This window comes from Streptomyces flaveolus, from assembly GCF_044765825.1.
Lineage (GTDB): Bacteria > Actinomycetota > Actinomycetes > Streptomycetales > Streptomycetaceae > Streptomyces > Streptomyces flaveolus.
The window spans coordinates 686,302-700,385 of the sequence record NZ_JBIWKU010000001.1 but is presented as its reverse complement, the minus strand read 5'-3'; the positions used below and the strand labels follow the sequence as shown (position 1 = coordinate 700,385).

The window sequence follows — 14,084 nt, the reverse complement described above, 5'->3', positions numbered from 1 at the left end:
CGAGCCACCCCACTCCGTGGTCGTCCTGTCGGTCGGCCTCCGTAGACTGGTTCCCGTGAGCGACATCCCCGGCGAGAACGACCAGCCCGACCCCGCGGACTCCTTCGACGAGATCATCGACGCGGAGACGACCCGCGACCCCGACCTCGCGGTCATCGAGGCCGGCAGCCGTACCCTGCGCACCCAGGGCGGCCCCCCGCAGGCCGACATCCCCGGGCGGCCCGAGGATCCCGAGGTGGACAAGGCCCTGCGCGGGGTGGAGACGGAGCTCGCCACCCGCTGGGGCGAGACCAAGCTGGAGCCGTCCGTCGCCCGGATCGCCGCACTGATGGACGTCCTGGGGGAGCCGCAGCGCTCGTACCCGTCCATCCACATCACCGGGACCAACGGCAAGACCTCCACCGCCCGCATGATCGAGGCCCTGCTCGGCGCCTTCGAGCTGCGCACCGGGCGGTACACCTCGCCGCACGTGCAGTCGATCACCGAGCGGATCAGCCTGGACGGGGCGCCGATCTCCGCCGAGCGGTTCATCGAGACGTACGAGGACATCAAGCCGTACGTCGAGATGGTCGACGCGCAGCAGGAGTACCGGTTGTCCTTCTTCGAGGTGCTGACCGGCATGGCGTACGCCGCCTTCGCCGACGCGCCCGTCGACGTGGCCGTCGTCGAGGTCGGGATGGGCGGTTCCTGGGACGCCACCAACGTCATCGACGGGGACGTCGCCGTCGTCACCCCCATCGATCTGGACCACACCGACCGGCTCGGTGAGACGCCCGGAGAGATCGCGACCGAGAAGGCCGGCATCGTCAAGCAGGACGCCACCGTGATCCTGGCCCAGCAGCCGGTGGACGCGGCGCAGGTGCTGTTGAAGAAGGCCGTGGACGTGAACGCCACGGTGGCCCGCGAGGGGCTGGAGTTCGGGGTCGTGGCCCGGCAGGTCGCCGTCGGCGGGCAGATGGTGACCCTGCGCGGGCTGGGCGGTGAGTACACCGAGGTCTACCTGCCGCTGCACGGCGCCCACCAAGCGCACAACGCGGCGGTGGCGCTGGCCGCCGTCGAGGCGTTCTTCGGCGTCGGCGCGCAGCGTCCCGAGCCGCTGGACATCGACACCGTGCGCAAGGCCTTCGCCGCCGTCGCCTCACCGGGACGCATGGAGGTCGTGCGGCGCTCGCCCACCGTGGTGCTGGATGCCGCGCACAATCCGGCGGGCGCCCGGGTCACCGCGGACGCGGTCGGGGAGGCGTTCCAGTTCAGCCGGCTCATCGGTGTGGTCGGCGCCAGCGGCGACAAGAACGTGCGCGGGCTGCTGGAGGCGTTCGAGCCCGTCTTCGCCGAGGTCGTCGTCACCCAGAACTCCAGCCACCGCGCGATGGACGCCGACGAGCTGGCCGCGATCGCCGTCGAGGTGTTCGGTGAGGAGCGCGTCCAGGTCGAGCCGCGGCTGCCGGACGCCCTGGAGGCCGCGATCACGCTGGCCGAGGAGGAGGGCGAGTTCGCGGGCGGCGGCGTGCTCGTCACCGGTTCCGTCATCACCGTCGGCGAGGCCCGGCTGCTGCTGGGGAAGGGCTGAGAAACCGTGCGTACGCTCTGTGCTTCGACCTTGATCGGCGAGTTCTTCCTGATCGGCTTCGCCGGACTGGTCGCCATGAAGGACCCCGACCTGTCCATGGGCACCGTGTGGACGGTCAGCGGTGTCGCGATGTTCCTGTGCGTGGTGCTGTGCGGCCTGGTGACCCGGCCGGGCGGTGTCGCCTTCGGCTGGGCCCTGCAGATCGCCCTGATCGCCTCCGGGTTCGTCGTGCCGACGATGTTCTTCATGGGCGCGGTCTTCGCCGCCCTGTGGTGGGCGTCGGTGCACTACGGGCGGAAGATCGACGAGGCGAAGGCGAGGTTCGCGGCCCAGGCCGAGGCCTCCGCTCCTGACGCTGCGTGACGGCCGCCGCGACACGCCCGGTAACCTCAGTCATCACCTCGCACAACCGCACACTCGTACCTTCCAAGGAGCCCTCGTGACCCAGCGCACCCTCGTCCTCCTCAAGCCCGACGCCGTCCGTCGTGGCCTGACCGGCGAGATCATCAGCCGTATCGAACGCAAGGCCGGCTGGCAGATCACCGCGCTGGAGCTGCGCACGCTGGACACCGAGACGCTGGAGCAGCACTACGGCGAGCACAAGGGCAAGCCCTTCTACGAGCCGCTGGTCGCGTTCATGTCCTCCGGCCCGGTCGTGGCCCTGGTCGTCGAGGGCGAGCGGGTCATCGAGGGCGTGCGCGCCCTGGCCGGCCCGACCGACCCGATCGCCGCGGCCCCCGGCTCCATCCGCGGGGACTTCGGTGTCATCGTCCGGGAGAACCTGATCCACGCCTCCGACTCCGAGGAGTCGGCCGAGCGCGAGCTGAAGATCTTCTTCCCGGGCCGCGTCTGAGCCTTCTCCGGGACACGCCGGACAGTCTTTTTTCTGACAGTACGTCAGCCGAATGGTCGCGGGCCGACCGGGGCGGTCGCGTAGAAGCGACCGCCCTGTGGCATATGCGCGCCTGTTCGGGGGAACGGATCCCACCGTTGGCCCGTCTCCACAAGCGAGGCGATGCGCCATCTGCTGACAATGGCGAAGACCCTCGCGCAGTGTTCGCGAAAGCGCGTCTACGATGGAAGCCTCCACGCGTCACTGCACCCACCTCGCCGTCCTGAAAAGCCCTCAAAAGCTGCCGGGAAGGCCAGTCGAATCCTGATGGGGAACTCAATGTCGTTCATCGGCCGTGACATGGCTGTCGACCTCGGGACCGCCAACACGCTGGTGTACGTCAGGGGTCGCGGGATCGTACTCAACGAGCCGTCCGTCGTCGCGATCAACACCAACACCGGTGGCATCCTCGCGGTCGGCGCCGAAGCGAAGAAGATGATCGGGCGCACGCCCGGCAACATCGTTGCCGTGCGTCCGCTGAAGGACGGCGTGATCGCCGACTTCGAGATCACCGAGCGGATGCTCCGCTACTTCATCCTGAAGATCCACAAGCGGCGTTATCTGGCTCGTCCGCGGGTCGTCGTCTGTGTGCCCTCGGGCATCACCGGCGTCGAGCGCCGCGCCGTCATCGAGGCGTCGTCCCAGGCCGGCGCCCGTCAGGTGCACATCATCGAGGAGCCCATGGCCGCGGCCATCGGCTCCGGCCTGCCGGTCCACGAGGCCACGGGCAACATGGTGGTCGACATCGGCGGCGGCACCACGGAGGTCGCGGTCATCTCGCTCGGCGGCATCGTCACCGCCCAGTCCATTCGCGTCGCGGGTGACGAGCTGGACAACGCGATCATCCAGCACGTGAAGAAGGAGTACAGCCTTCTGCTGGGTGAGCGCACGGCCGAACAGATCAAGATCACGATCGGATCGGCGTACGACCTGGACTCCGACGAGCACACCGAAATCCGCGGCCGGGACCTCGTGTCCGGACTGCCCAAGACCGTCGTCATCTCGGCCGCCGAAGTACGCAAGGCGATCGAGGAACCCGTCAACGCGATCGTCGACGCCGTCAAGACGACCCTCGACAAGTGTCCGCCGGAGCTCTCCGGCGACATCATGGACCGGGGCATCGTGCTGACCGGCGGCGGCGCGCTGCTGCGCGGCCTCGACGAGCGGCTGCGCCGGGAGACCGGCATGCCGATCCACATCGCGGAGGATCCGCTGGACAGCGTGGCGCTCGGCTCCGGAAAGTGCGTCGAGGAGTTCGAGGCGCTCCAGCAGGTGCTGGACGCCCAGCCCCGCAGATGACGTGACACTTCGGTTCCGCCGTACGAGACGATCTCCTCTCGTGCGGCGGATCGTTGATATAGAGACGTAAGACAAAGGGACATGAGACGCCCACAGTGCCCGGACCGGGCGAGACGGGCGCCCGCCTTGAATCCCCAGAATTCCTGAACACCGCAACGTAATTCCCGAATTCCGACGAGGAAGGCACGGCCGCCGCACGTGAGGGACACGAAAGAGAGCCGGCTGCTCCTGGTGCTGCTGATCGCCGTCGCGTTCGCGCTGATCACGGTGGACATCCGCGGTGGGGAGGACTCACCGGTCGACGGCGCCCGGCAGGCCGCGGCCACCGTCTTCGGTCCGATCGAGAACGGGGTGTCGTCCGCGGTCGACCCGGTCGGCAACGCGGTCTCCGCGATCCGCGACTCGGGCGACCGGCACGACCGGCTCGCCGAACTGGAGACGCAGAACGCGGCCCTCAAGGCGAAGCTCGGCAGCGACGAACGCGGCCGCAGCCGTCTCAAGCAGCTCGACAAGATGCTGGGCCTGGCCGGCGCCGGCCAGTACGGCATCAAGGGCGCCCAGGTCATCGCCATAGGAGCGGCCCAGGGCTTCTCCTGGACCATCACGATCGACGCCGGCGCCAACGACGGCATCGAACGGGACATGACCGTCCTCAACAGCGACGGGCTGGTCGGGCGCGTCACCACCGTCGGGCCCAACACGGCCACCGTGCTGCTCGCCAACGACCCCGACTTCACCGTCGGCACCCGCATGGAGGCCGGCGACGAACTCGGCTTCGCCTCCGGGCAGGGCGACCGCCCGCTGCGCGTCGAGCTCCTCAACGGCAAGGCCGACGTGAAGAAGGGCGACCGCCTCGTCACCTTCGGCTCCCAGGCGGACAAGCCCTTCGTGCCCGGCGTCCCGGTCGGCACCGTCAGCCGCGTCGACCCCTCCGGCGGCGACCTGACCCGCACCCTCTACGTCACGCCGTTCGCCTCCTTCACCAAGCTCGACATCGTCGGCGTCGTCGTCCAGGCCCCGGCGAAGGACCCGCGCGACACGGTGCTCCCGGCCAAGCCCCAGCCGAAACCCACGCCCACCGTGACGGTGACCGTGACCCCGTCCGCGGAGGCCCCCGACGGCCAGGCGCAGTCCGAGCAGTCCGAACAGACCGAGCAGTAGGAGCTTTCGTCCCATGCGCGTCAACCGGATCCTGCTGTCCGTCTCCCTGGTCGTCGTCGCCCTGGTGATCCAGGTCTGCGTCCTCGCCCGCCTCCACCTGCCCGGCGCCGTCCCCGACCTCGTGCTGCTCACCGTCCTCGGCCTCGCCCTGGTCTACGGTCACGTCGGCGGCGCCCTCGTCGGCTTCGGCGCCGGACTCCTCGCCGACCTCGCCCCGCCCGCCGACCACGCGGCCGGCCGCTACGCCCTGGTGCTCTGCGTCATCGGCTACCTCGCCGGGCTCGCCAAACCGGACAACGGCCGGCTGCGGTCGGCCACGGGCCCGATGGTCGTGGTCGTCGCCGCCGCCGTCGGCACCACCCTGCTCTACGCCGGCGTCGGCGCCCTCGTCGGCGACACCGCCGCCCGCCATGTGGGCCTGCCCGGACTGCTGTTCACGGCCGCGCTGTACGACCTGCTGCTCGCACCCTTCGTGGTGCCCGGCATCATGGCGCTCGCCCGCCGCGCCGAGAACGACCCGCTGGCCGAGGCCGGCTCCACCGCCCAGGCCACCGACATCTCCTCCGGCTGGCTCTCCTCGGGCACCGGACTGCGCATCGGGCAGCAGCGCGGCGGACTGCGGGTGAAGGCGGCGCGGGCCCGGGTGGCCCGGGCCGGACGCATCAAGGGGGTCAAGCGGCTGTGACGACGCGGCAGCACACCACGGACAGCACGCACTTCACGAGGGGGAGGCAGTGACCAATATCCCCGAGACCGGCCGGAACACACGCGTTCAGACCCGTCTCGTCGTCATCCAGATCCTGGTCCTCTCCCTCCTCGGCACGCTCGGCGGCCGGCTCTGGTACCTGCAGATCCGCCAGGGCGACGAGTACGCCAAGGAAGCCTCCGGCAACCACGTCCAGCAGGTCGTCCAGCCCGCCACCCGCGGCTCCATCCTGGACGCGCGCGGCGTGGCCCTCGCCGACAACGAGACCCGGCTGGTCGTCTCCGCCTCCCGCACCGACCTGCTGAAGATGAGGGACGACGGCAAGGCCGTCCTCACCAAGCTCGCCGGCGTCCTGGGCATGCAGCCCCAGGAGGTCATGGACAAGGTCCGGCTGTGCGACGCCAAGACGCCGCAGCCCTGCTGGAACGGCTCGCCGTACCAGCCGATCCCCGTCACCGACGAGGCCACCCCCAAGCAGGCCCTGCAGATCCGCGAGCGCGCCGAGGACTTCCCCGGCATCACCGCCGAACCCATGGCCGTCCGCCGCTACGCGGCCCCCGGCAAGTCCAACACCGCCCAGGTCCTCGGGTACCTCTCCCCGGTCACCGACGAGGAGATCCAGAAGGCCCAGGACACCGACTCGCCCTTCCTGCGCTCGGACCAGGTCGGCCGCTCCGGACTGGAGCGCCAGTACGACAAGGCGCTGCGCGGCAAGGCCGGCGTCACCCGCTACGAGGTCGACAACCTCGGCCGCGTCATCGGCGAGGCCGAGTCCGACCCGGGCGTGCCCGGCTCCAACCTCGTCACCAGCATCGACTCCCGCGTCCAGCGCGTCGCCGAGTACGAGCTGAACGAGGCCATGAAGACCGCCCGCAAGGAGATGGACCGCAACACCGGCCGCACCTACGAGGCCGACGCCGGTGCCGTCGTGGTACTGGAGGCCAAGACCGGCCGCGTCGTCGCCATGGCCTCCAACCCGACGTACGACCCGAACGCCTGGGTCGGCGGCATCTCCGCAAAGGACTACAAGAAGCTCACCGGCAAGGACTCCAACTACCCGCTGCTGAACCGGGCCACCCAGGGCCAGGCGGCCCCCGGCTCGATCTTCAAGGTCGTCTCCTCGGCCGCCGCGGTGGAGGCCGGCTACGACTTCGACGGCAGCTACCCCTGCTCCAGCTCCTACTCCGTAGGGGGACAGGTCTTCAAGAACTTCGAGTCGGCCGACAACGGCTCGATCAGCATCGGCCGCGCCCTCGAGCTCTCCTGCGACACCGTCTACTACCGGCTCGCGCACGAGCAGTGGAAGAAGGACGGCGGGATGAACCCGAAGAAGCCCAACGACTACTTCTACAAGGCGGCCCACCAGTTCGGCCTCGGCAAGGAGACCGGCATCGACCTGCCGAACGAGGTCTCCGGCCGCGTCCCCGACCGCCAGTGGAAGCAGGACTACTGGAACGCCAACAAGGACGCCTGGTGCAAGACGGGGAAGAAGGACGGCTCCTACGTCGAGAAGATCGCGTACGAGAACTGCCTCGAGGGCAACAAGATGCGCGCCGGTGACTCCATCAACTACTCCATCGGCCAGGGCGACACCCTCGTCACCCCCATCCAGATGGCCACCATCTACGCGGCCATCTCCAACGGCGGCACGCTGTACAACCCGACCATCGGCAAGGCGGTCGTCAGCCCCGACGGCAAGCGGGTCGACGAGATCGAGCCCGCGTCGCACGGCAAGCTGCCGATAAGCAAGACCACGCTGGCCAAGATGGACGACGCCCTCGCCGGCGTCGCCACCCGAGGTACCGCCGCGTGGCGGTTCGGCGGCTGGCCGCAGGACGAGATCCCGATGCACGCCAAGACGGGTACCGCCGAGGTCTACGGCAAGCAGACCACCTCGTGGTTCGCCACGTACACCAAGGACTACTCGATCGTCATGACGATCTCCCAGGGCGGCACCGGTTCCGGTGCCTCGGGTCCCGCCGTCCGCAACATCTACGACGCCCTGTACGGCGTCTCGGACGACGGGAAGATCGACACGAAGAAGGCGCTGCTGCCCCAGCCGGTCAAGAGTCTGCCGAAGATCAAGGCGGACGGCACCATCACCTCCCCGAAGGTCTCCAAGGACCCGGTGAAGGACCTCCAGCCCACCGAGAAGGCCACCGACGAGGGCGGCGACGCCCCCGCCGGACAGCAGGACCAGGACCAGCAGGCGACCGTGAACCCGCCCGACACCGGGAACCGGCAGACCCGCAGGCGGAAGCGGAGGACGCGCGCATGACCGGAGCCAACAGCTTCCAGGTCTCCGGATACGGACCCGAGCGGGCCGGCTGGACCCGCCTCTTCGCCCGTGACTCCCTCGCCCGGCGGCTCGACTGGCCGATACTGCTTGCGGGCCTAGCGCTGTCCCTGCTGGGCTCCCTGCTCGTCTACTCGGCCACCCGCAACCGCACCGAGCTCAACCAGGGCGACCAGTACTTCTTCCTGACCCGGCACCTGCTGAACACCGGCATCGGGCTCGCCCTGATGGTCGCCACCGTCTGGCTCGGCCACCGTGCCCTGCGCACGGCCGTGCCGCTCCTGTACGGCGCCTCCGTCTTCCTGATCCTGCTGGTGCTCACGCCGCTCGGCTCGACCATCAACGGCGCCCACTCCTGGATCAAGCTCCCCGGCGGCTTCTCCCTCCAGCCCTCCGAGTTCGTGAAGCTCACGATCATCCTGGGCATGGCGATGCTGCTGGCCGCACGGGTGGACGCGGGCGACCGGCCCTATCCCGACCACCGGACCGTCCTCCAGGCCCTCGGCCTGGCCACCGTGCCGATGCTGATCGTGATGCTCATGCCCGACCTCGGATCGGTCATGGTCATGGTCATCATCGTGCTGGGCGTCCTGCTCGCCTCCGGCGCCTCCAACCGGTGGGTCTTCGGACTGCTCGGCACCGGCACGCTCGGCGCGCTCGCCGTGTGGCAGCTGGGCGTCCTGGACGACTACCAGATCGCCCGGTTCGCGGCCTTCGCCAACCCCGAGCTCGACCCCGCCGGCGTCGGCTACAACACGAACCAGGCGCGCATCGCCATCGGCTCGGGCGGCCTCACCGGCTCCGGCCTCTTCCACGGCTCGCAGACCACGGGCCGCTTCGTGCCGGAACAGCAGACCGACTTCGTCTTCACCGTCGCCGGCGAGGAACTGGGCTTCCTCGGCGCGGGCCTCATCGTCCTCCTGCTCGGCGTGGTGCTCTGGCGCGCCTGCCGGATCGCCCGGGACACGACCGACCTGTACGGCACGGTCGTCGCCGCCGGCATCGTCGCCTGGTTCGCCTTCCAGGCCTTCGAGAACATCGGCATGACCCTGGGCATCATGCCGGTCACCGGCCTGCCTCTGCCCTTCGTCTCGTACGGCGGCTCGTCGATGTTCGCCGTGTGGATAGCGGTCGGACTCCTGCAGTCGATCACCGTGCAACGGCCCATGTCGGCGTAGCCCTCCGGGGCCGGGCCCGGACGCGTCGTTTCCGGCCCCTCGGTGGCGGCAAGGTTCCCTTACATGACGAAGACACGGCGGGAGATCGAGCGGAAGTACGAGGCGGACCACGACGGCCTTCCCGACCTCACCGGCGTCCCCGGCGTCACTGAGGTGGTGGACGCGGGCGTCACCCACCTCGACGCCACCTACTACGACACCGCCGACGAACGCCTCGCCGCCGACGGCATCACCCTGCGCCGCCGCACCGGCGGCGACGACGCCGGCTGGCATCTCAAACTGCCCGTCGCCCCCGGTGTCCGCGACGAGATCCAGGCCGCCCTCGGCGACGACGTCCCCGAGGCCCTCGCCGCACTGGTCCGCTCGCGTGTCCGCGGCAGCGCCCTGCTGCCCGTCGTCCGGCTGCGCTCCACCCGGGACGCACGGCGTCTGATCGGCGCAGGCGGCGCGGTGCTGGCCGAGGCCAGTACCGACACCGTGACCGCCGAGCGGCTCGGCCGAACGGGTGCGACCGCCCACTGGACCGAGATCGAGGTGGAACTGGCCGAGGACGGCGACCCCGCGCTCCTGGACCGGGTCGAGGAACGGCTGCACACGGCGGGCGCCCGGCCCTCGGCGTCACCGTCGAAGCTCGCCAGGGCCCTGGAGGCGACCGGCGGTACCCGCCCCCGGTCCGCGGGGCGCGCCGAGCCCGCGACCGCCGGCGACCACGTCGTCGCCTACCTGCGCACCCAGCGCGACGCGATCGTCGCCCACGACCCCGCCGTCCGCCGGGACGTCGCCGACTCGGTCCACCAGATGCGCGTGGCCACCCGCCGGATGCGCGGCACCTTCCGCAGCTTCCCCGACGTCCTGGACCGCGCCGTCACCGACCCCATCGCGGCAGAGCTGAAGTGGCTGGCCGGCCGGCTGGGCGCCGAACGCGACCAGGAGGTCCTGGCCGAACGGCTGACCGGCGCCCTGGACGGACTGCCGGACAGCGTCCCCACCGGCCCGGCGCACCGGCGGCTCGTCACCTGGGCCGACGCCCGGCACCGCCGGGACCACGGCCGGCTCGTCGCCGTCCTGGACTCCGCCCGCCACCTCGCGCTGCTCGACGCGATCGACGCCCTCCTCGCCGAACCGCCGCTGCGCCCGGACGCCGCCCGGAAACCACGCAAGGTGCTCGCCGGGGCCGTGCGCAAGGACGTGGCGAAGGTGTCCCGCCGCGTCACCGGCGCCCTGGAACTGCCGCCCGGCCCGGAACGCGACGTGGCCCTGCACGAGGCCCGCAAGAAGGCCAAGCGCGCCCGGTACGCGGCCGAGGCCGCCGCCCCGGCGCTCGGCGGGCCCGCCCGCTCCGTGACCAAGTCCATGAAGTCGCTCACCCGGCTGCTCGGCGACCACCAGGACAGCGTCATGGCCCGCCGCGCCCTGCCGGAGCTGTCCGCCGTGGCCCACGCGGCCGGGGAGGACACGTTCCTGTACGGACTGCTGTACGGCAGGGAGGAGCAGCGGGCGACGGCCGCGGAGGAGCGGCTGGCCGGACGCTGGAGGAAGATCCACGCCAAGGCGTCCCTCTGAGCGTACGGAGGACCTGGCCGGCCGGGTTACGCTGAATGGTCACCCCTGCCAGCACACGAAGGTTCCGTGAGATGCCTGCCGAAGCCGCCGAGTCTGTGTCGTCTGTGTTTCCGCAGCTCGAAGCTCTGCTCCCGCACGTGCAGAAACCGATCCAGTACGTCGGCGGAGAGCTGAACTCCACGGTCAAGCCCTGGGACAGCTGCGACGTCCGCTGGGCCCTGATGTACCCCGACGCGTACGAGGTCGGCCTGCCCAACCAGGGCGTCATGATCCTCTACGAGGTACTGAACGAGCAGCAGGGCGTCCTCGCCGAGCGCACCTACAGCGTGTGGCCGGACCTGGAGGCGCTGATGCGGGAGCACGGCGTCCCGCAGTTCACCGTCGACAGCCACCGCCCGGTCAAGGCCTTCGACGTGTTCGGCCTCTCCTTCTCCACGGAGCTCGGCTACACGAACATGCTCGCCGCCCTCGACCTGGCCGGCATCCCGCTGGAGGCCAAGGACCGCGGCATCGACGACCCGGTCGTGCTGGCCGGCGGACACGCCGCGTTCAACCCCGAGCCGATCGCCGACTTCATCGACTGCGCCGTGATCGGCGACGGCGAGCAGGCCGTCCTGGAGATCACCGCGATCGTCCGCGCCTGGAAGGCCGAGGGCCGCCCCGGCGGCCGCGAGGAACTCCTGCTGCGCCTGGCCAGGACGGGCGGGGTGTACGTCCCCGGCTTCTACGACGTGGAGTACCTCCCCGACGGCCGTATCGCCCGCGTCGTACCGAACCGGTCGGGCGTGCCGTGGCGCGTCAGCAAGCACACGGTGATGGACCTCGACGAGTGGCCCTACCCCAAGCAGCCGCTCGTCCCGCTCGCCGAGACCGTCCACGAGCGCATGTCCGTGGAGATCTTCCGCGGCTGCACCCGAGGCTGCCGCTTCTGCCAGGCCGGCATGATCACCCGCCCGGTGCGCGAGCGCTCCATCACCGGCATCGGCGAGATGGTCGAGAAGGGCCTGAAGGCGACCGGCTTCGAGGAGGTCGGCCTGCTGTCGCTGTCCTCCGCGGACCACTCGGAGATCGGCGACGTCGCCAAGGGCCTCGCGGACCGGTACGAGGAGGACAAGATCGGCCTGTCCCTCCCGTCGACCCGGGTGGACGCCTTCAACGTCGACCTGGCCAACGAACTGACGAGGAACGGCCGCCGCTCCGGCCTGACCTTCGCCCCCGAGGGCGGCTCCGAGCGCATGCGCAAGGTCATCAACAAGATGGTCTCGGAGGAGGACCTGATCCGCACCGTCGCCACGGCCTACGGCAACGGCTGGCGCCAGGTGAAGCTGTACTTCATGTGCGGCCTGCCGACCGAGACCGACGACGACGTCCTGCAGATCGCCGACATGGCCACCCGCGTGATCGCCAAGGGCCGCGAGGTCTCCGGCTCCAACGACATCCGCTGCACGGTCTCGATCGGCGGCTTCGTCCCCAAGCCCCACACCCCCTTCCAGTGGGCGCCGCAGCTCTCGGCCGAGGAGACGGACGAGCGCCTGGCCAAGCTGCGCGACAAGATCCGCGGCGACAAGAAGTACGGCCGCTCCATCGGCTTCCGCTACCACGACGGCAAGCCCGGCATCGTCGAGGGCCTGCTGTCCCGCGGTGACCGGCGCACCGGCGCGATCATCCGTGCCGTCTACGACGACGGCGGCCGTTTCGACGGCTGGCGCGAGCACTTCTCCTACGACCGCTGGATGGCGTGCGCCGACAAGGCCCTGGAGCCCTTCGGCGTGGACGTCGACTGGTACACCACCCGCGAGCGCTCCTACGAGGAGGTCCTGCCCTGGGACCACCTCGACTCGGGCCTCGACAAGGACTGGCTGTGGGAGGACTGGCAGGACGCCCTCGACGAGACCGAGGTCGAGGACTGCCGCTGGACCCCGTGCTTCGACTGCGGCGTGTGCCCCGCGATGGACACGGAGATCCAGATCGGCCCGACCGGCAAGAAGCTGCTGCCGCTGACGGTCAAGTAGGGCCCGCCGTCCTGGGGCAGGTGAGGTGACGTACGTCACGGGAGATGTGTGACGTACAGTCAGTTTGCGCTGTTTGGGCCTGTGGCGAGATCACCGGGCGCGGTCTTGGATGACCAGGGGTGCGGTCCGTCGACCATCGGTGTGCGGTCGGCGGACCGCAGCCGCGAGTCATATCGGCCGGACCGATCCCTAGGACTGCGACTGCGATGACGTCACCTGGCGAGAATGCCCCCCTTCCGAATCGTCCAAGACGCGGCGGCGCTCTGCGCGCCGCCGCGGTCAGGGTCACGGCGCTGCTGGGTGCGGCACCGCTGCTTCTCCTGGCCGCATCCCCGGCCCCCGCGGTGGTCGGCGCACCCGCGGAGGGTGCCGGCTACGGCTTCACCGCCCGGCTGCTGGTGGGTGACTACCAGCGAGGCTGTTCGGGCTCGCTGATCTCTCCCGAGTGGATGGTCACGGCCGCCAGCTGCTTCGCCGACGATCCGGCCGCCGGCCTCTCGGTCCCGGCCGGACCGCCCCGTCTCAAGACCGTCGCGACCGTGGGCGGCGGGCAGACCCGGGACGTGGTGGAACTCGTTCCGCACGGCGACCGCGATCTCGTACTGGCCCGTCTCGCGCAGCCCGTGACGGGTGTGACACCGGTCGGCGTCGCCGGCGCCGCACCCGCCGTCGGCCAGGACCTCACCGTGGCCGGTCACGGCCGTACGGCACAGGAGTGGGCGCCCCTCGCCGCGCACACCGGGACCTTCTCCGTCGCGTCCGTCGACGGCGACGACCTCGTCATGCAGGGGAGCGGCGGCGCCGCGGTCTGCCAGGGCGACGCCGGCGGCCCCGTCGTCCGTACCGTCGACGGCCGGCCGGAGCTCGTCGCCGTCAGCAGCCGGTCGAACCAGGTGGGCTGCTTCGGCGTCGACACCCCGGAGGAAACCTCCAGCAGCGCGATCGGTGCCCGGGTCGACGACGTGCGCGACTGGATCACCGCTCACGCCGTGCAGACCCCCGCCTCCGACTTCGACGGCGACGGCCGCGGCGATGTCGGTGTCCTGTACGACAACGGTCAGCAGAGCGACGGTGCGAACCGCACGGCGCTGTGGACGTTCGCCAGTACGGGTTCCGGCTTCGGCGGGCCGGTGCGCACGTGGGACAGCACCGGGACCATCAGCTGGGACTGGAGCCGGTCCAAGGTGGTCTCCGGCGACTTCGACGGCGACGGCCGCGCCGACGTCGGCGTGCTGTACGACAACGGCCGGCAGAGCAATGGCGTCAACCGCACGACGTTGTGGACGTTCACGAGTACGGGCTCCGGCCTCGGCAAGCCGGTCAAGGTCTGGGACAACGTCACCGACGGCGGCCCCAGTTGGGACTGGGGCCGGTCCCAGGTGGTCTCCGGTGATTTCGACGGTGGCG

Annotated in this window: 11 protein-coding genes; all 11 read left to right on the top strand. The window is 70.5% G+C overall.

The features are described from left to right. Positions 1–55: 55 nt before the first annotated feature. Positions 56–1,570: a bifunctional tetrahydrofolate synthase/dihydrofolate synthase gene (folC, locus tag ACIRG6_RS03145; RefSeq protein WP_403320426.1), complete on the top strand. Its 1,515-nt coding sequence runs from the start codon at positions 56–58 to the stop codon at positions 1,568–1,570. A 6-nt stretch (positions 1,571–1,576) separates the two neighbouring features. Further along, on the top strand, positions 1,577–1,933 hold the full coding sequence (locus ACIRG6_RS03140; RefSeq protein WP_189234499.1) for a DUF4233 domain-containing protein: 357 nt from the start codon (positions 1,577–1,579) through the stop codon (positions 1,931–1,933). A gap of 76 nt (positions 1,934–2,009) precedes the next feature. Further along, complete coding sequence (gene ndk, locus ACIRG6_RS03135; protein WP_189234500.1) at positions 2,010–2,423, top strand: nucleoside-diphosphate kinase; 414 nt, start codon at positions 2,010–2,012, stop codon at positions 2,421–2,423. Positions 2,424–2,741: 318 nt separating this feature from the next. Beyond that, positions 2,742–3,761 (top strand): rod shape-determining protein, encoded by a 1,020-nt coding sequence (locus tag ACIRG6_RS03130; protein ID WP_030381728.1) that lies wholly within the window; start codon positions 2,742–2,744, stop codon positions 3,759–3,761. A 198-nt stretch (positions 3,762–3,959) separates the two neighbouring features. Next, complete coding sequence (mreC, locus tag ACIRG6_RS03125) at positions 3,960–4,922, top strand: rod shape-determining protein MreC (RefSeq protein ID WP_364679635.1); 963 nt, start codon at positions 3,960–3,962, stop codon at positions 4,920–4,922. 13 nt (positions 4,923–4,935) lie between these two features. Beyond that, entirely contained in the window at positions 4,936–5,607 is a 672-nt protein-coding gene (mreD, locus tag ACIRG6_RS03120) for a rod shape-determining protein MreD (protein ID WP_350721303.1), read from the top strand. 49 nt (positions 5,608–5,656) lie between these two features. Further along, positions 5,657–7,906 (top strand): penicillin-binding protein 2, encoded by a 2,250-nt coding sequence (mrdA, locus tag ACIRG6_RS03115; RefSeq protein WP_364679632.1) that lies wholly within the window; start codon positions 5,657–5,659, stop codon positions 7,904–7,906. Then, the gene (gene rodA, locus ACIRG6_RS03110) at positions 7,903–9,102 is read left to right on the top strand and encodes a rod shape-determining protein RodA (protein WP_350721301.1); all 1,200 of its coding nucleotides are present in this window, start codon (positions 7,903–7,905) and stop codon (positions 9,100–9,102) included. Before mrdA ends, rodA begins: the two co-directional genes overlap by 4 nt. Before the next feature lie 63 nt (positions 9,103–9,165). Next, the gene (locus tag ACIRG6_RS03105) at positions 9,166–10,665 is read left to right on the top strand and encodes a CYTH and CHAD domain-containing protein (protein ID WP_364679629.1); all 1,500 of its coding nucleotides are present in this window, start codon (positions 9,166–9,168) and stop codon (positions 10,663–10,665) included. Positions 10,666–10,736: 71 nt separating this feature from the next. Continuing rightward, positions 10,737–12,677, top strand: coding sequence for a TIGR03960 family B12-binding radical SAM protein (locus ACIRG6_RS03100; protein WP_318218545.1), 1,941 nt, complete (start codon positions 10,737–10,739; stop codon positions 12,675–12,677). A 206-nt stretch (positions 12,678–12,883) separates the two neighbouring features. Beyond that, positions 12,884–14,084, top strand: a 1,201-nt coding sequence (locus ACIRG6_RS03095; RefSeq protein WP_403320422.1) for a trypsin-like serine protease, incomplete at its 3' end; no start/stop codon positions are given.

Excerpts from the sequence above, each read along its gene's own strand:
- ACIRG6_RS03100 (WP_318218545.1), top strand. The coding sequence starts at position 10,737 with ATGCCTGCCGAAGCCGCCGAGTCTGTGTCGTCTGTGTTTCCGCAGCTC.
- rodA (WP_350721301.1), top strand. The coding sequence starts at position 7,903 with ATGACCGGAGCCAACAGCTTCCAGGTCTCCGGATACGGACCCGAGCGG.
- ACIRG6_RS03130 (WP_030381728.1), top strand. The coding sequence starts at position 2,742 with ATGTCGTTCATCGGCCGTGACATGGCTGTCGACCTCGGGACCGCCAAC.
- ACIRG6_RS03105 (WP_364679629.1), top strand. The coding sequence starts at position 9,166 with ATGACGAAGACACGGCGGGAGATCGAGCGGAAGTACGAGGCGGACCAC.
- mreD (WP_350721303.1), top strand. The coding sequence starts at position 4,936 with ATGCGCGTCAACCGGATCCTGCTGTCCGTCTCCCTGGTCGTCGTCGCC.